The organism is Cecembia sp., from assembly GCF_007126775.1.
In the GTDB taxonomy this organism is placed as follows: domain Bacteria; phylum Bacteroidota; class Bacteroidia; order Cytophagales; family Cyclobacteriaceae; genus Cecembia.
Genome location: NZ_SLAP01000026.1, coordinates 11,880 through 29,837 on the forward strand (window position 1 = coordinate 11,880; position 17,958 = coordinate 29,837).

Consider the following 17,958-nt stretch of genomic DNA (forward strand, 5'->3'; position numbering starts at 1 on the left):
AATAATAGGCCTATGCTGATTAAAAGGCATAGGCTTGTTTTATTTTAAAGGTATCATTTGCAAGAATGAAAAATCTTCCAGATTGCTGGTTGGGGCTTCTCTTCCCAGCCAGCTTCCTATAGCCTTGAAGATATCTTCTTTTTTCTTTCCCGATTTTCTGAGGTATCTTATGGATAAAGCCCCTTCAGATTTTGACAGTTTTTTTTGCTCATTATCTTTCATCAATGAGTGGTGAAAAAACACTGCTTTAGAAAATGTGTTTTCCGGTAAGAGAGAGGAAAGATATAACTGGGCTAAGGAAGAAGGCCATAGATCTATTCCTCTGATAATCAAATTCGTACCAAAATGCAAATCATCTATAACGGAGGCAAGTTGGTAGGAAGGTAATCCATTTTTCCTTTTCAAAACGCAGTCCACGATTTCTTCAGGAACTTTGCAGAGAATATCCCCATTTATTAGATCTTTGATCTTTAATTCTTGATTGGATGATAAAAGCATTCTCCAAGCCATATTTTTTTCAGTAAAATCAAGTCTCCTATCTCTGCAAGAACCATTGTAAAACCCATTTGGGCTTATCTTTTGGATTTTTTTTCTGCTGCAATTACAGGCAAAAAGGTTTCCATTGTTTTTTAAGACTTCCAATGCATCCAGATACAGTGGCATGCGCAGTGCCTGTGAATAATTTTGCTCAAAATCATTGAGGTTTTTAGGGCCAAAACTGTATGGGAGTTCCAAAAAATCCAAAGTATGGAATATATCTTGAAGATAGGTTTTCCTGACCCTTTCTCTGTCCAAATCATCGATTCTGAGTAATATTTTGGCGCTATATTTTTTAGCAAGTTGGTAGGTGAGTATAAAGGAATAAATGTTCCCTAAATGTAAAAAACCACTGGGAGTAGGTGCATACCTTGTTAACTGCAATCCCGGATTATTTTTTTCAATTTTTTCCATTTTCCAAATGCAAAATACTGAAATTGATTCAAATGAAAGATAAAAGGGCATTGTCCTTAATAATTTTTAACGACAATTATTTTTACAGCTAAGCCTGAGGATGTAATTTCGAATTGTGAAGCAAATGCAGGTTATCTTTTGTAGTTTATTATTCCTATTAGGAAGTTCGGCCTTTTCACAGGTCATTACCGGAAATATTATTGATGGCCTGGATAGAAATTTTTTGGACAAGGTATGGGTAATCAATCTTCAAAATATGGACAGTAGTCTTACCAATGAAAGGGGCTATTTTAGGGTTTTGGCCAAGGAGGGGGACAGTCTATTGATTTCCAGAAATTATTATATTCAAAGGAAAATGGTCATTGGACAAGAGCGACATATTCTGACTGAAATTTATTTGGATGCACGTACCTTGCCACGTTTTGACCTATATGCAGATAAGATGGTCATTCCTTTTAATGTAGGTAATCTGTCCAATATGCGCTCCCTGGGCAATAGGCCTACTGGTCCTGGGAAAATGTATTTGGGAACATCAGAACAAGGAGGAATGATGCCTGGACTCACATTAGACGGTCCCATTTCTTATTTTATGAAGTCAGAAAGGCAAAAACGGCAGTATGCAAGGAAACTTGCCTTTTTGGCCAGACAAAAAGATTATTTGGAACTTATTCAATCTGATTCAGTAATGCAGGCACTAAAAACCAGCTACAGCCTTACAGACAAAGATCTTGATGATTTGATAATTGAATTTAACCTCCAAAATTTGGATCATCAGTTTCTGGATATGGACTTCCAAAGGGTAGAAAAGATGCTGTTGAATTTTTTAGATCAAAGAACTGGATATAGAAGAGAAGAAATTCTTTTGGATGAAAGAAAAACCCTTAAGGAGATAAAGGACTGATAAATCAGGCAGACTTATTCCTGAATATGCTGTGCAAAAGTAAAGCCATCTGGAATCCAGATGGCCTTCAACCTATACAAAAGGCAACCAGCAAAATGAGATGATAAGCAACTTAAAAAATGAACATGAATACACCTTTAAATCAAATTATCTATAGGCATAGGTTAATAGGAGACCCTGTACAGAATTTGCACAGGGTAAATGGTGCCTGGTATCACTGAAGAGCGATATGTGAATATGGAGAGAACACAGATTTCTCAGGTACCAGGTCTTAATTATTTTCATCCTCGGGAATTATCTTTTTCTTTTAGATGGGGTATACCTAGAAAACCTGATAAAAGTTGCTCTTTTGGGATTAATAGAATTTATGCTATTGCAAAGGCAATTTTATGATTTGCGCTTGAAAGACCAAGTGACAAAAAATCTCGCTACAACTTCACCTTTGGGATTGGTACCTGTAGAAACCATGGTCAATTTATCCGTTTCTCCCTCTTGAAGTCTGTCAATCAAATCATGGAGTTCCTTTCCTTGATCACAAGTAAAAATTATTTTTTGATTGGCTTTTTTATTGTATTCAGCCTTGAAGTCCACGACAAGCATACTGAATTTTCCTTTTCCTGCCATTGCCAACTGACAGAGCGCACCAGTACTGAGTTCTGCAGCACCTGCCAATGCGGCAAAATAAATAGACTTAAAGGGATTTTGGGAACGCCAGAAATACGGGATACTTACCTCGCACCTTTCAGTAGTTAGGTTTTTGATTTTTAGCCTCCAGAACACCGCAGAAGGCAGCTTGAACAGCATGGCCCACCAAAAAATAAAGGAGTTGTTCATTCTACTATGGTACTTCTTTGCAGCGTTATTCATCTTTGTATTGTTTTCAGGGATGAAAATAAGAAAAAAGTATTTCTCTCTATTGAACTGGCACCCTTTTTGGCTTAATTTTGAGTAAATTTAGAACACTATGTGGAAAAAGATAATATTTTTACTGGCTTTGGGTTTATTTATATACTCCTGTGCCAAAGTACCGATGAGCGGTAGGAATCAATTGGCATTAGTAAGCAATGAAGAATTATTGCCCTTGGCCTATGACCAATATGCTCAGGTGGTAAAAGAAAGTAAAATTGTAACCAATACCACAGAAGGTCAGATGGTGGTCAAAGTTGGGAGAAGAATAGCAGAGGCGGTCGAAAAATACATGAGACAGGAAGGATATGAAAAGCAATTGGAAGGTTTTGCATGGGAATTCAATTTGATTGAAGAAGACATTGTAAATGCCTGGTGTATGCCTGGTGGAAAAGTTGCTTTTTATACCGGAATAATTCCTATCTGTCAGAATGAAGCAGGGATAGCTGTCGTAATGGGGCACGAAGTAGCCCATGCCATAGCCAATCATGGTAGGGAGAGGATGTCCAATGGATTGCTTTTAAATGGGTTATTGGGAGGTGCACAAGCCGCAATGGGCCAAAATCCGACCTTAACCCAGAGCATATTTCTGCAAGCATTTGGTGTAGGAGGACAATTAGGCATGCTTAAATTCTCAAGAAGACATGAACTAGAGGCAGACCAGTTGGGATTGAATTTTATGGCAATTGCTGGTTATGACCCCCGTGAGGCCCCTGGTTTTTGGGACAGGATGAGTGAAGGAAGAAATGGGGCACCGCCTGAATTTTTATCTACACACCCAGGTCCAGGAAAGAGGAAAGAGCAACTTGAGAAGCAAATGCCCAAAGCCATGGTCTATTACGAAGCTTATCAAAACAGGTAGTAATTGGGCTTAGTGATCCTTGATTAAATGAATTAAATTAAAGAGCCACCTTCTCGGGGGCTCTTTAATTTAGGGCTTGCTTAAAAAAACAAAACTGACTGATAGCTTGCGATTTTACCAAATATAGCCCAGGTTCAAGAGAGGGGAATTTAAGCTAGAGGGCCAAAAAACAATGTATCATCTTGAATTAGTTTTCCGGCTAGCTTCACCCAAGCTACTTCTTTGGCCTCAGTTGACAATATTTAAGCAGCTTTAATTTTCAAAACGTATCTTTCCTAAATCTGACTTTTCGGCAGGCTTTTTTTAGCGTTGATTAAATGCCCGAAGTTTTACCTGGGTAAATTTTCTTTTGGTATCTAAAGGAAAATCCCCTTTCATCATCCAATCATAATAGGAGGGTTCCTCTTTAAGCACCTGTTCTATGGTTTTACCCTTGTGCTTTCCAAAATTGAAGCACTCTTCTCCACTATCATTAAAAATAAAGCGGCCTGCCAGATCTACCATTTTCTCATTGAGAATACTATGTATTTTTTTCATATCATTCTCAAAAACGCCTAATTTATTTCCCAATAAATCTTCAGCTTCTTCTCCTGAATAGCGTTCTACCTGGGCCTTAAAAACTTGATAAGTAGCCAATGTATCTGCTTCTGCACTATGGGCATTTTCTAAAGTCTTTCCACAATAGAATTTATAGGCTGCTGCCAGATTTCTTTTTTCCATCATATGGAAAATTTTCTGGGCGTCTAAGATATTTCTTTTTTCAATATCAAAATCTATACCTGCTCTAAGAAACTCTTCTACAAGCAAAGGAATATCAAATTTCAATACATTGAAGCCTGCCAAGTCTGCCCCGGAAAGAAATTGATGGAGGTCTTTCGATAAAACCTTAAAAGTGGGGGAATCTTTGACATCCTCATCGTAAATACCATGAATGGCCGAGGTTTCTTTAGGAATGGGAACCGTTGGATTCACCAATGAGGTTTTTATTTCTTCTTTCCCATCAGGATATACCTTAACTATAGAAATCTCAACTATCCGATCTGTGGATATATTGGTTCCAGTGGATTCTAAATCAAAAAATGCAATGGGAGTTTTTAAGTTTAAATTCATTAGGAATGGTTTTTATTGATAATTGCTTTTAAATTTTTCAAATCCATGTCATCATAATTGCCTGAACTCATTAGAAGAAGGTTGGTATTGTGATATTCCTGTGCCTCAAGAAAGCGCTTTAGCTTTTCCATTTCGGTAAATAGCATAAGGTCATCTCGCTGAAAGCCTTCCCTCAACATGTATTCATCCATCAGTTCAAGCTTTTTCAAAGATACGGCTTTTGGGTTTAAATAGATAATGGCAATATCGGCCTCGTCAAAAGTGTGTGCATAATTATTAACAAATTCCTTGTTAAGAGAGCTGTAAGTATGTAATTCTTGCACCGCAATCAGCTTGCGCGCTGGATATTGTTTTTTTACAGCAGTTACTGTTGCCTTAAGCTTGGAAGGAGCATGTGCAAAATCCCTAAAGAGAATGCTGTATTCTGATTTTGCGATTATCTCTTGTCTTTTGGCTGCTCCCTTAAAGCTGCTAATTGCTTTATAAAATTCATTTTCTTTGATTCCAAGGCTTTTACAAACCTCCAGTGCACCTTGTAAATTTTGAAGGTTGTGTGCTCCGAAGATGGCTATAGGAATAGTTCCTGAAGAGGTTTTCAAAATGGTTTCCCCGTTTTGAATGCTATGCGGATGGGCATTATAGGGAATTTTTCGCATTCTTTTACTATCTAAGGAGACTGCCAAGTTCCGTACATGCTGATCTTCTTTACAATAGATAAAAGTTCCATCTTCGGGAGTCATCTCTACCAATCGTGCAAACTGGGATTTATAATTTTCAAATGTGGGGAAAACATTGTAATGATCCCAAGCAATGCCACTCATTAAAAGAATGTGATGGTGGTAGTGGAAAAACTTAGGTCTTCTGTCTAGTGGAGAAGTAAGGTATTCATCCCCTTCAATGATTATGATTGGTGCATGGGAAAGCTTTACCATGAGGTCAAAACCTTCTACCTGAGCCCCTACCAGGTAGTCAAAGTTTATTTCCAAGTACTGCAGTACATGAAGAATCATTGAAGTAATTGTAGTTTTTCCATGACTTCCGGAAATAACCACCCTCTTTTTATCTTTACTTTGGTTAAAAATAAATTCAGGGAATGAATAAATTGGTATTCCAAGCGCTTTGGCCTTGATCAATTCGGGATTATCACCGCGGGCGTGCATTCCTAAAATAATGCCATCAAGATCGTTGTGGATTTTTTCCGGGAACCATCCCTTTTCTTTGGGCAAAATCCCTGCATTTTTCAATCTTCCCCGAGAGGGTTCATAAATTTCATCATCAGAACCTGTGACCTTATAGCCTTTTTCAAGAAGGGCCAGTGCTAAATTGTGCATAACTGCACCTCCGATGGCGATAAAATGGTACTTTTTGGACATAGTGTAATAAGAGTTACCCAAAATTAAGAAACGAGAACCATCTCCGGCTTAATTTTCTTTATTTTTCCTCTGAATATATTGGAAAAAGAGTGGGAGATTATTTTAGGGCAATGTTGTTATTTGTTTTCAAAAAACGGCAATACAATTTTTTTCCAAGCGTTTTATATTTAAATGGTTGAAATTCAGCTTTTAATGAGTGATTGTGGATATCCCGTGCATAACTTGTTCAAAAAGATTTGGACAAAGCCCTTACATTTGTTTTTATGGCAGAGAATAAAACAAGCAGTCCCAATAGGAATTTAGGAAGAAGAAAACCAGACTTGAATACAGGTTCAGGTTTGGGGAAATTACCTCCTCAAGCAGTGGATCTGGAAGAAGCAGTTTTGGGTGCTTTAATGTTAGAAAAAGATGCCCTCACCACGGTTGTGGATATCTTAAAGCCTGAAAGTTTTTATAAAGAGTCCCATAAGGTCATATACGCTGCAATTTTAGATCTATTTTCAGACTCTCAGCCTATCGATTTATTAACAGTGACCAATCAGTTGCGAAAAAACGGTCAACTGGAACTTGCGGGTGGGGCATTTTTCATAACCGAATTGACATCAAAGGTTTCTTCTGCAGCGAATATTGAATTTCATGCCCGTATCATTACCGAGCAGTCAATGAAAAGGGAAATGATCAGCATCGCATCTGAAATTCAGAAGGATGCCTATGAGGATACTACAGATGTTTTTGAACTATTGGACAAGATGGAGCAGTCTTTGTTTGAAATTTCAGAAAAGAATATCCGGAAGAATTATTCCGATATGCGGTCCATTATGAAGGAGGCCATTATGGAACTCGAGTCCAAGAAGGGGCAGAAAGATGGACTTACCGGTGTCCCAAGTGGCTTTACAGCTTTGGATAGGGTGACTTCGGGATGGCAAAAATCTGACCTTGTCATCATTGCCGCACGTCCGGCCATGGGTAAAACTGCTTTTGTACTTTCCGTTTTGAGAAATGCTGCAGTAGATCACAGCAGACCAGTTGCTATATTTTCACTGGAAATGTCATCGGTTCAGCTGGTTAATAGACTGATTTCCTCTGAGGCAGAACTGGATTCCGAAAAGATCAAAAAGGGTAATCTTGCAGATTACGAATGGGAACAACTGGTTCATAAGACGGCCAAGTTATCCAAAGCTCCCTTATTTGTTGACGATACCCCTGCATTATCAATTCTTGAACTTCGTGCCAAATGTAGAAAATTGAAAGCCCAGCATGATATCCAAATGGTTGTGGTTGATTATTTGCAGTTGATGTCAGGAGATAGCAAATCCGGTGGGGGAGGAAATAGAGAACAGGAGATCGCCAGCATATCCAGGGCACTGAAAAAAATAGCAAAAGAACTGAGTATCCCTGTTATTGCATTGTCACAGTTATCCCGAGCAGTAGAAACCAGAGGAGGAGACAAGCGGCCTCAATTATCAGACTTGAGGGAATCAGGCGCTATAGAGCAGGATGCAGATATGGTTATGTTTTTATACAGGCCTGAATATTATGGGATAACCGAAGACGAAGATGGTAACTCAACCATGGGAGTCGGAGAAGTAATCATTGCCAAGCATAGAAATGGCTCGCTCGAAAACGTTAAATTGAGGTTTATCGGCAAGTATACCAAATTCACTGATTTGGAAATGAATGTGCCATATAAGCCTCAGGATGCACTTTATGGGAGTAAATTCACCAATACAGGTTCTCAGGATTTTGACTCCACAAATATGATCCGTATGCAGAGTAAAGCAAATGGAGGAGATTTAGACGATCCTTTTCCTGGAGGAATAGGCAGCAATGAACCCGCTCCTTTCTAATTGCTTAGGATGCGAAAACATTCTTTTACCATTATTTTAACATTTAAACCTTATCGTATTGAAAGCCATTGTTTTAAATAGGGATATTGACAGTAAAATTGAATTGACTGAGGTGGAACTTCCTGCTTTGGAAAAAGGTCAGGTAAGCATAGAAGTAAAAGCTGCTGCGCTGAATCACAGGGATGAGTGGTGCAGACAAGGCTTATATCCTAATTTAAAAGATGGCGTTGTACTCGGGTCTGATGGCGCTGGAATTGTAAATGAGGTTGGGAGTGATGATTTAAATGGTTGGTTGGGTAAAGAAGTCATCATCAATCCAGCTCTTAATTGGGGGAAAAACCAACATGTTCAGGAACAAGAATTCCAGATTTTGGGAATGCCAAGTCATGGTACCTTGTCTGAAAGGGTACAGGTTCATGCTGACCGGCTTCATTTAAAACCTGAGTTTCTAACTTGGGAGGAGGCGGCTGCCCTGCCTTTGGCAGGTCTCACAGCTTACAGGGCTTTAATGGTTCAAGGAGCTTTAAAAAAAGGAGAAAAAGTATTGGTTACAGGTTTTGGAGGAGGAGTGGCGCAATTTGCTGCACAATTTGCCTATTTCGCTGGAGCTGAGGTATATGTAAGCAGTAGCAGTCCGGCAAAAATTGAAGCTGCACTCAAATTAGGCATTATTCAAGGTTACCTTTATTCAGAAGATGATTGGGCAAATAAGGCGCTGGATCAAACCGGTGGTTTTGATTTGATAATTGACAGTGCCATGGGTGATACACTGAACAATCTTATTCATGTGGTGAAGCCAGGAGGTAGGATTGTTTTCTACGGTGCTACAAAAGGCAATCCCAGTGGGTTTAATGCAAGAAAGGTATTTTGGAATCAGATTAAAATCCTGGGAAGCACCATGGGAAGTGATGAGGATTTTAAAAACATGCTTTCTTTTGTCAAAAACAATAAAGTGCTACCTCTTATTGATCAGGTTTTCCCACTGAATGAAGCGGTACATGCTTTTGAACGGATGAAAAAAGGAGAGCAAAAAGGAAAGATTGTTGTTCGGGTTTAGGCATCTAAATCATTTTCAAAAAGAAAATTCTGGTAACTGTTTTTTAATTCTCTCAGGGTATTTGATTCGTTTTTCTCAAGGGCCAGGGTAATTCCTTCTTCATAGATCTTTTTTGCTAAATCAAGATCTCCGTTTTCGGCAAAAAAAGCTGCTGCATGGTAGTAGGTAGGCAGGTAACCTTTATGCACTTTCAGGAGTTTATGATATAGGTTGGCTGCTTTGTCCGGTTCTGAATTTTGAAACTCAAGAGCCAAAGCATACCAATTGAAAGGATTTTCGGGTTCTTGCTCTGCAAACGATTGTAACATCTCTATGCGCGACAATTTGCTCATCAATTCTTTTTTTAATTATCATTCAATTACTAAATTCACGCAATTTAATTATAAATAACTTAAAGATTCATAAATGAAAATTCTTGTTTGTATTACACACGTGCCGGATACTACATCAAAGATCCAGTTCACTGAAAACAATACCAAATTTGATAAGAGTGGCGTACAGTTTATCATTGGTCCCTATGATGATTATGCGCTTGCAAGGGCAGTGGAGTTAAAAGAGCAGTTGGGAGCCAGTCTCACCGTGCTGAATGTTGGTGAGGCAGAAACGGAGCCGACATTGAGAAAAGCTCTGGCTATAGGTGCTGATGATGCAATCAGGGTAAATGCTTTTCCTTCTGATTCCCACTTTGTAGCCACTCAAATAGCTGCGATAGCCAAGGAAAATAACTATGACCTCATCATGATGGGAAGGGAGTCCATAGATTTCAATGGGGGTATGGTTCATGGTATGGTTGGAGAGCTCTTGGGTATTCCATCTGTTTCGCCGGTGATGAAACTGGAAGTTGATGGGGAAATTGTAAAAATGGCAAGAGAAATTGAAGGAGGTAAAGAATATTTGGAAGCAAAACTACCCTTAGTAGCAGGTTGTCAAGAGCCAATTGCAGAATGGAAAATTCCCAATATGCGCGGTATCATGTCAGCAAGAACCAAGCCTCTTCAAGTAAAAGAGGCCATATCTGAGGAAAATGCGACAGAAGTTACTGCTTACCAATTACCACCTGCAAAAGGAGCAGTCAAACTTGTTGACAAAGATAATGTTGAGGAGTTGGTCAGATTGTTGAAAAATGAAGCCAAAGTACTTTAATTTGAACTTATTAAATTCTTGAAAATAAAAAGATTATGTCAATATTAGTATATATAGAACATGCGGAAGGATCCGTGAAGAAAACCAGTTTAGAAGCAGTATCTTATGCCAAAGTACTTTCCGAAAAGCTTTCAGGTGGTGATGTTGTAGCGGTAGCTTTAGGAACCATTGCCGAGGATGAGCTTTCCAAAGCTGGAAATGCAGGCGCTGATAAGGTACTTCATATAGAGGATGAAAAATTGAATGCGGGTATCATTCAGGCACATGCAGATGCAGTTGGATTAGCTTACAATCAAATTGGTGCCAATACTTTGGTTTTGGCAAAAAGTTCCTTAGGAGATGCGGTAGCAGCAAGGTTGGCCATCAAGTTAAAAGCAGCATTGGTTTCCAATGTGGTTGATTTGCCGGATACTACGGCAGGGTACAAAGTAAAAAGGAGTATTTATACTGGAAAGGCTTTTGCTGAAACTACCGTAAACAAAGAGCATAAAATTCTTGCTGTTAAGAAAAACGCGGTTGACCTTAAAACCGACGGGCCTGTTGCTTCTGTGGAAAAAGTAAGTTTTGAAATAGGAACGGAGAGTTTTGCTACTAACATCACATCAACAGATAAAGCTACTGGAGATATCTTATTGCCAGAAGCGGATATAGTAGTTTCGGGAGGCCGAGGAATGAAAGGACCTGAGAATTGGGGCTTAATAGAAAGTCTTGCCAAAGAATTGGGAGCGGGGACGGGATGTTCCAAGCCCGTTTCCGATATAGGTTGGAGACCACATCATGAGCATGTAGGGCAAACTGGGGTAAAAGTTGCGCCATCTTTGTATGTAGCAGTTGGAATTTCGGGAGCGATTCAACATCTTGCGGGTGTAAATTCTTCAAAATGCATCGTAGTAATCAACAAAGATGCTGAAGCGCCATTTTTCAAGGCTGCTGACTATGGTATTGTTGGTGACGCTTTTGAGGTTTTACCTAAATTAACCGAAGCAGTAAAAGCATTAAAATAAAATTGTACCTGTGGATCAAACTGTTGAATTGGAAATTCTAGGATTATCTTCAAATCATTCCCAATCAGGGTCTTTTACTTTGGTGATGGGAGAAGTGGGTGGCAATAGGCGCCTTCCAATTGTTATAGGGATGTTTGAAGCCCAGGCCATCGCCATTGAGATAGAAAAGATAGTTCCCAACAGGCCCATGACCCATGATTTGTTCAAATCATTTGCAAGCAATTTCAACTATGCAATAGATCATATTTTGATTTCTGACATGCGTGAAGGGGTATACTATGCCAATATCATTTGTAAGTCGGGAGGTAAAAAAGTTGAAATTGATGCAAGGCCATCTGATGCGATAGCGATTGCAGTAAGATTTGATGCCCCAATCTTTTGTGCATCGAAAGTGATGGAAGATTTTGCATCGGAATACATCGAGGAAGATGAAAAGAAGGCGTATGAAAAACCTTCATCAAGTAAAAGGCCAACAACATCCCCTTCTAAATCAACAGATGCCTTGAAAGACTATAGTTTGGACAAATTAAATCAGCTTCTGGATAAGGCAATTAACAATGAGGATTATGAAAAGGCCGCCAGGATAAGGGATGAAATCAACAGGAGAAACTAACAAAAAGCCTGGTACTGAGCCAGGCTTTTTTGTTCCTTTATTGACAAACCTATCAATTAATTGTACACAAACATTCTAGATGGATTATTTCAGGGGCTTAATCGGGATATTCGTACTTCTGGCTTTTGCATTGATTTTTTCCTCCAATAAGCGGGCTGTAGACTGGAGATTGGTCGGGATTGGTGTTGTTCTTCAGGCAATATTTGGTTTTCTTATCACCAAAGTAGATTTTGTGGCCAATGTATTTGCTACGGTAAGTAGGGCCTTTGTTAAATTGTTGAGCTTTTCGGAAGATGGGGCGATCTTTATTTTTGGAGACCTGGCAACAGATAATTTTGGATTTATATTTGCATTTAAGGTTTTACCAACGATTATTTTCTTTTCTACCGTATCGGCAGGTTTGTATTATTTAGGGGTTTTGCAGAAGATTGTTTTTGGAATAGCATGGGTAATGTCCAGAACAATGCGATTGTCAGGACCCGAAAGTCTATCAGCAGCAGGGAATATTTTTTTGGGGCAGACGGAAGCACCGCTTTTGGTAAGACCTTTTATTCCTACGATGTCACGATCCGAACTGATGTGTCTAATGACAGGTGGGATGGCTACGATAGCAGGTGGGGTGTTGGCAGGCTATGTTGCTTTTTTGGGTGGAGATAGCTTGGAAGAGCAAAGTAAATTTGCAGCTTACCTATTGGGGGCGAGTATAATGAATGCGCCTGCTGCTATTGTCATGTCAAAAATCATGATTCCTGAGCAGGACAAGGAGGTTATCAATGATAAGCTAGAGGTAAATGAGGAGAATATGGGGGTCAATTTAATTGATGCCATGTCTATAGGCGCTTCAGAAGGATTAAAGCTAGCTTTGAATGTAGGAGGTATGCTATTGGCCTTTATAGCAGTCATTGCTGCTCTGAATTTTATCCTTTCTGGCCTGATTGGGGAATATTCGGGATTAAATACCTTGGTCGCTTCAAGTACTGGTGGCCAATTTTCTGGATTTTCATTAGAATATATTCTAGGGCAGGTATTCCGGGTTTTTGCTTGGGTTATTGGAGTGGAATGGAGCGAAACCTTACAGGTTGGATCCCTGCTAGGTCAGAAAACGGTTATCAACGAATTTGTAGCCTATCTAAGTTTGGCTGAAATGAAAGATGCAGGGAGCTTGTCTTCAAAATCCATTGTAATTGCGACCTATGCGCTCTGCGGCTTTTCCAATTTCAGCTCTATAGCCATTCAGGTTGGTGGCATCGGAAGTATTGCTCCTAACCAGCAGGGAAACTTATCCAAGTTGGGTATGAGAGCACTTTTGGCAGCTACATTGGCCTGTCTGATGACAGCAACCATTGCTGGGGCTTTACTTGGCTAAATTAATAGGCAAAAAAAAGCCCATACTGTATCAGTAAGGGCTTCCTTGTGCAGGTTGGTCTGTTATTCTTCCGCCACAATGATCTTATCTATTTTATCACCCTGTCTGATTTGCTCAATAATATCCAATCCATCTGTAACTTTACCAAAACAGGTATGCCTTCTGTCCAAGTGCTGTGTATTATCCCTATTATGGCAAATGAAGAATTGTGAACCTCCTGTATTTCTACCAGCATGGGCCATAGAGAGCACCCCTTTATCATGATATTGCAATTCTCCATCCAGTTCGCAATCTATTTTGTATCCTGGACCTCCTGTACCATTTCCGATAGGGCAACCTCCTTGTATCATAAAGTTTGGTATAACCCTATGAAATGTAAGACCATCGTAAAAGCCTTTTTTAGCAAGTGAGATAAAGTTTTCTACAGTTTTAGGGGCATCATTCTCATATAATTCAACTTTCATGATGCCTTTTTGGGTATGTATTTCTGCGGTTTTCATGTGTGTAATTTTGTTCAAAAATAGTAAATACTCTTTAATGCTTCCCATTTAAAAGAGAAAAAGGAGTGAGAGACACCCCCTTTTCTTTCTGGGTTTATATTACTGATAAAGGGTCAGTTTACCATTTTGGAGATCCTTCCAGAATATCCGCTGTGGCAAAATCTTTGTATTTTTCAAAATTTTTAACAAACTCAGCGCCTAATTCCCTTGCTTTTTTATCATATGCGTTTTTGTCTTCCCATGTGGTTCTTGGGCTCAACACTTCATCAGGAACGTTGGGGCAAGTCTCAGGAATCTTTACACCAAACACACTATGGGTCCTGTAATTGACATGATCCAGTCTTCCTTCCAATGCTGCAGAAATCATAGCGCGTGTATACTTTAGTTTCATTCTGTTTCCAATACCATAAGGACCACCAGTCCAACCGGTATTTACCAACCATACATTTACCTGATTTTTTTCCATTTTTTCCCCAAACAAGGATGCATACTTTGTAGGATGGAGTGGTAGGAAAGCCGCTCCGAAACAAGCTGAAAATGTGGTTTTTGGTTCTGTAACTCCCACTTCAGTACCAGCTACCTTTGCAGTATAGCCTGAAATGAAATGGTACATTGCCTGGCTTTTATTCAGTTTAGAAATAGGAGGAATTACACCAAATGCATCCGCCGTCAAAAAGAATATATGTTTTGGTATTGCTGCCTTTGAGGGGATCAATGCATTTTTGATATGGTGGAGAGGATAGGAGGTGCGGGTATTTTCTGTTACTTCTTTGTTGCTGTAATCTATCTTCCTGCTGTTGGCTTCAAACCGTGTGTTTTCCACTATAGCGCCAAATTTGATTGCATCCCATATTTCCGGTTCTTTTTCCCTACTGAGATCTATGACTTTTGCATAACATCCACCTTCAAAATTGAAAACAGAATCATCATTCCAACCATGTTCATCATCCCCTATAAGTGCCCTGTTAGGATCCGCTGAAAGGGTAGTTTTACCGGTACCTGAAAGCCCAAAAAACACTGCAGTATCTCCTTTTTTACCAACATTAGCAGAACAATGCATGGACAATACTCCATAATCGTGGGGAAGAAGGTAATTTAAAACTGAGAAAATACCCTTTTTCATTTCACCAGCATAAGCAGTTCCTCCTATCAGCAGTATTCTTTTGCTAAGGTGCAGGATGGCAAAGTTTTGCTGCCGGGTACCGTCCGAGATGGGATCAGCCTCAAATTCAGGAGCGCAGATAATGGTAAAATTTGTTTTGAAATCCTCCAGTTCTTCTTTTTTTGGCCTCAAGAACATGTTGTAACAAAAGAGATTGTGCCAAGCGAGGGTGTTGACGATTTTTAGGTTTAACCTGTACTGCTCATCTGCTCCAGCGAAAGCCTCTCTTACGTAAAGGTTTTTGTCTTTAAGGAAAGCTGTCATTTTGGAGTAAAGGTGGTCAAATTTATCCTCTTCAAATGGAATGTTGATATCTCCCCACCAAATGCTTTCCGAAGTATACGCGTCTTTTACAATATAACGGTCTTTGGGAGATCTTCCTGTAAAAGTTCCTGTATCTGCCATTAGCGCACCGGAATCTGTAAGTTGGCCCTCATTATTTTTGATGGCTTGTTCCACCAATTCAGCTGGACTGAGGTTCCAAAAAGTAGTGCCGCTGGTTGAAATACCTAAATCTGACAAACTCTTATTTGCAGACTTCACTTCAAGTTCTAACATATCAATTATGCTTCAATTTGGGTTTATATCTTGCGGTAAAGATAGGTAATTATGAAAAGTATAGACAAATAAAAATGCCTTTTTTTATCTTTTCAATCGATTACGAAAATAATATTTGGTTAAAATTTGATTATGGGTTTTCGTTCCAATCCAGATTAATCCTTCAGGTTTAATGCTTTATCGTTTTTCTTTTTGAAGCTGTTCCTTAGACTTAATATTAAAGAATTTAGAAAATTCTCTTATCATTGTAATGTATGTTACTTGATAGCGTTTAAACTGTATAAGTTTTGGAAAACCACCAAAGAGTACCAAATGGCCTAGAGCAATCAGATTTGTTTCCTGGCCCCACCTTATTTGGACATCCTAAAGGTTTAATGACCTTGTTTTTTACAGAAATGTGGGAAAGGTTCAGTTATTATGGGATGCGCGCATTACTGATCCTTTTCATGACTACTGCCATTGTGGATGGTGGCTTAGGCTTTGATGACAAAACGTCGGGCGCCATTTATGGACTTTACACTATGGGGGTTTATTTGCTGGCTTTACCAGGAGGTTGGTTTGCGGACAGGCTTTTCGGATTAAAAAAATCTGTTTGGTATGGAGGAGTCATTATCGCGATTGGGCATTTTACAATGGCATTGCCTGGGATTTTTCATTTGTTTGTTGACAATGCTGGTGTCACAACCGGGGAATTATCTTCTTTAGATACCAATTCTTTTTTTTTAGGATTGATTTTCATTGTTATTGGCACGGGTTTACTGAAACCTAACATCAGCTCTATTGTTGGTCAGCTTTATCCTATTGGAAGTTCAAAAAGGGATGCTGGTTTTTCTATTTTTTATATGGGGATCAACATTGGCGCCCTTATTGCTCCTATAGCTTGTAGTACATTGGCCACCTTCGATTGGCACCTGGGTTTTGGGCTTGCAGGTCTGGGAATGGTATTTGGATTGATTCAATACAGGCTTTCTGCCCGTAGTTTGGATGGATATGGAGAGGATATCGCAATAGTCACTGAAGAAGATTTACGGCATCGGGAAAAACTAAAGAAAATACTTATTGGCATAGGTACTTTCATTTTATTGATTTTGACGGTTTTATTTTTAGGTTTTATTCCAATCAATGTCTCTGCAATAGCCGGAGCTTCAGGGACCATTATAGCAATTGTTGCTTTTGTTTACTTAGGTTATGTGATTTTATTTGGAGGATTAAATCCTGAGGAGAGGAAGAAGGTTGGGGTTATTGCCATATTATTTCTCTTCTCGGCTTTATTTTGGTCTGGTTTTGAGCAGGCAGGGTCTACACTTAACCTTTTTGCAGAAAGGTTTACCAATAGGAACTTTTTGGGTTGGGAAATACCTGCTGGGTATTTTCAGTCCATTAATTCCATGTTTATTATCCTATTTGCCCCTTTTTTTGGTGCCTTATGGGTTGGATTGGGAAGAAGAAATTTGGAACCAAGTTCACCATTGAAGTTCGCTATGGGCCTGATCTTATTGGGAATGGGGTTTTTAGTGATGTATTTTGCAGCCAAAATAGCGGCATCAGGTGAGCTGGCCGCACCTACCTGGCTGATTTTTACATACATGTTACATACCTTTGGGGAATTGAGTATAAGCCCTGTAGGCTTAAGCTTGGTCACCAAATTAGCTCCTGCTAAATACGGAGGTCAAATGATGGGTATTTGGTTCTTGTCAGTTTCTTTAGGGAATCTTTTTGCAGGCTTGATAGCCGGAGAAGCAAGTGGGGGAACAGAAGAAGCTTTGTTGAGAATGCCGGATCAGTACATGATCATTGTTTATACAGCAGTGGGAGCTGGGGTACTCTTACTCTTATTAAGTCGTCCAATCCGTCGATTGATGGGCAATGTGCATTAAAAAAGAGGTCCAAATGGACCTCTTTCTATTTATCTTTTGATTCCTTCGGGGCCGAAGTATTTTTAAAATCCATAGCGGACAATCCTGCTCCAAGACCGATAAGAATACAAACAATCAAAAGGAAGAGCTGTGCTCCAGATGCAATCGGTGCACTGAATATTTCTAATAAAGTCATATAATTAAGATTATGGGTTTCTGATAAATTTTTCGCAATATAAGGTAGAAGAAATTTGCTTCAAAATGGGACAATAAAAAAAGCAGGTGAATTGTAATTACCTGCTTTTGGTTTTCAAAATTTAATCGATCTCATCATCAAGATCTTCGAACTCGTCTTCATCGAAGTCTTCATCAAAATCGTCATCTTCAAAATCCATGAAGTTGTCGTCTATCAATTCGCTTTCCTCATCGATATCATAAACTTCATCTTGAAACTCTTCAGCGAATTCATTATCATCTTCGAATTCATCGAAATCGTCGTCAAAATCCTCCATAGCTTGCTCTAAGTTAATGTTGCGATATTTGTTTGGATTATTTTGCTAAGTACGATAAAATAAAGATTTATGCAAATACCTTTTGACTGATATTTTTTTCGTCCTTTATCAATAATTTTTGTGTGGATTTATCCAGCCATTCCTCTTCAAGTATACGCGTCCATGTTTCCAGATATAGAATCACATCGGCCTTGAGGTTTTTTTTCAATTGCTGTCTTTTTGGCATGGGAAGCTGGG

General features: G+C 39.2%; 18 protein-coding genes. 9 read left to right on the top strand and 9 right to left on the bottom strand.

Going from position 1 to position 17,958, the window contains the following annotated elements:
* Positions 1-39: 39 nt before the first annotated feature.
* A complete protein-coding gene (locus QZT73_RS01940) occupies positions 40-951 on the bottom strand; it encodes a glutamate--tRNA ligase family protein (protein ID WP_291786330.1) in 912 nt (303 codons plus the stop codon).
* 124 nt (positions 952-1,075) lie between these two features.
* On the opposite strand from QZT73_RS01940, the gene QZT73_RS01945 reads away from it, so the two are divergent.
* Positions 1,076-1,852, top strand: a complete 777-nt coding sequence (locus QZT73_RS01945) for a hypothetical protein (RefSeq protein WP_291779461.1) — start codon at positions 1,076-1,078, stop codon at positions 1,850-1,852.
* Between the two features lie 387 nt (positions 1,853-2,239).
* Here QZT73_RS01945 and QZT73_RS01950 read toward each other — a convergent pair whose 3' ends face one another.
* Positions 2,240-2,719: a DUF4442 domain-containing protein gene (locus tag QZT73_RS01950; protein ID WP_291779464.1), complete on the bottom strand. Its 480-nt coding sequence runs from the start codon at positions 2,717-2,719 to the stop codon at positions 2,240-2,242.
* Between the two features lie 97 nt (positions 2,720-2,816).
* Here QZT73_RS01950 and QZT73_RS01955 point away from each other — a divergent pair, with 97 nt between their 5' ends.
* Positions 2,817-3,620, top strand: a complete 804-nt coding sequence (locus QZT73_RS01955) for a M48 family metallopeptidase (protein ID WP_291786331.1) — start codon at positions 2,817-2,819, stop codon at positions 3,618-3,620.
* Positions 3,621-3,923: 303 nt separating this feature from the next.
* Here the strand turns inward: QZT73_RS01955 and QZT73_RS01960 are convergent, their stop codons facing one another.
* Together QZT73_RS01960 and QZT73_RS01965 are read right to left on the bottom strand one after the other, a co-directional pair.
* Entirely contained in the window at positions 3,924-4,730 is an 807-nt protein-coding gene (locus QZT73_RS01960) for a 3'-5' exonuclease (protein ID WP_291786334.1), read from the bottom strand.
* Complete coding sequence (locus QZT73_RS01965) at positions 4,730-6,103, bottom strand: Mur ligase family protein (protein ID WP_291786337.1); 1,374 nt, start codon at positions 6,101-6,103, stop codon at positions 4,730-4,732. The genes QZT73_RS01960 and QZT73_RS01965 overlap by 1 nt, the downstream gene beginning before the upstream one ends.
* Positions 6,104-6,366: 263 nt before the next feature.
* Here QZT73_RS01965 and dnaB point away from each other — a divergent pair, with 263 nt between their 5' ends.
* Positions 6,367-7,950 (top strand): replicative DNA helicase, encoded by a 1,584-nt coding sequence (gene dnaB, locus QZT73_RS01970; protein WP_291785565.1) that lies wholly within the window; start codon positions 6,367-6,369, stop codon positions 7,948-7,950.
* Between the two features lie 58 nt (positions 7,951-8,008).
* On the top strand, positions 8,009-9,007 hold the full coding sequence (locus QZT73_RS01975; protein ID WP_291785568.1) for a zinc-binding dehydrogenase: 999 nt from the start codon (positions 8,009-8,011) through the stop codon (positions 9,005-9,007).
* Here the strand turns inward: QZT73_RS01975 and QZT73_RS01980 are convergent.
* Complete coding sequence (locus QZT73_RS01980; RefSeq protein ID WP_291785570.1) at positions 9,004-9,339, bottom strand: tetratricopeptide repeat protein; 336 nt, start codon at positions 9,337-9,339, stop codon at positions 9,004-9,006. The two genes, QZT73_RS01975 and QZT73_RS01980, sit on opposite strands and share 4 nt — an antisense overlap.
* A gap of 73 nt (positions 9,340-9,412) precedes the next feature.
* Between QZT73_RS01980 and QZT73_RS01985 the strand changes: the two genes are divergently transcribed.
* The 4 genes from QZT73_RS01985 (at position 9,413) to QZT73_RS02000 (ending at position 13,133) form a co-directional block, all read left to right on the top strand.
* Positions 9,413-10,150 (top strand): electron transfer flavoprotein subunit beta/FixA family protein, encoded by a 738-nt coding sequence (locus tag QZT73_RS01985; RefSeq protein ID WP_291786339.1) that lies wholly within the window; start codon positions 9,413-9,415, stop codon positions 10,148-10,150.
* A 35-nt stretch (positions 10,151-10,185) separates the two neighbouring features.
* Entirely contained in the window at positions 10,186-11,154 is a 969-nt protein-coding gene (locus QZT73_RS01990) for an electron transfer flavoprotein subunit alpha/FixB family protein (RefSeq protein WP_291786341.1), read from the top strand.
* Positions 11,155-11,164: 10 nt separating this feature from the next.
* A complete protein-coding gene (locus QZT73_RS01995; protein ID WP_291785582.1) occupies positions 11,165-11,767 on the top strand; it encodes a bifunctional nuclease family protein in 603 nt (200 codons plus the stop codon).
* A gap of 79 nt (positions 11,768-11,846) precedes the next feature.
* Complete coding sequence (locus QZT73_RS02000) at positions 11,847-13,133, top strand: nucleoside transporter C-terminal domain-containing protein (protein ID WP_291786343.1); 1,287 nt, start codon at positions 11,847-11,849, stop codon at positions 13,131-13,133.
* A 62-nt stretch (positions 13,134-13,195) separates the two neighbouring features.
* Here QZT73_RS02000 and QZT73_RS02005 read toward each other — a convergent pair whose 3' ends face one another.
* Together QZT73_RS02005 and pckA are read right to left on the bottom strand one after the other, a co-directional pair.
* The gene (locus QZT73_RS02005; protein ID WP_291786345.1) at positions 13,196-13,633 is read right to left on the bottom strand and encodes a peptidylprolyl isomerase; all 438 of its coding nucleotides are present in this window, start codon (positions 13,631-13,633) and stop codon (positions 13,196-13,198) included.
* 118 nt (positions 13,634-13,751) lie between these two features.
* Complete coding sequence (pckA, locus tag QZT73_RS02010; RefSeq protein WP_291781092.1) at positions 13,752-15,353, bottom strand: phosphoenolpyruvate carboxykinase (ATP); 1,602 nt, start codon at positions 15,351-15,353, stop codon at positions 13,752-13,754.
* Between the two features lie 287 nt (positions 15,354-15,640).
* Between pckA and QZT73_RS02015 the strand changes: the two genes are divergently transcribed.
* Positions 15,641-17,230, top strand: coding sequence for a peptide MFS transporter (locus QZT73_RS02015; protein ID WP_291781089.1), 1,590 nt, complete (start codon positions 15,641-15,643; stop codon positions 17,228-17,230).
* A gap of 25 nt (positions 17,231-17,255) precedes the next feature.
* On the opposite strand, the gene QZT73_RS02020 is transcribed toward QZT73_RS02015, so the two are convergent.
* Together QZT73_RS02020 and QZT73_RS02025 are read right to left on the bottom strand one after the other, a co-directional pair.
* Complete coding sequence (locus tag QZT73_RS02020; protein WP_291781087.1) at positions 17,256-17,405, bottom strand: hypothetical protein; 150 nt, start codon at positions 17,403-17,405, stop codon at positions 17,256-17,258.
* Positions 17,406-17,526: 121 nt separating this feature from the next.
* On the bottom strand, positions 17,527-17,721 hold the full coding sequence (locus QZT73_RS02025; protein ID WP_291781085.1) for a hypothetical protein: 195 nt from the start codon (positions 17,719-17,721) through the stop codon (positions 17,527-17,529).
* Positions 17,722-17,958: the final 237 nt, after the last annotated feature.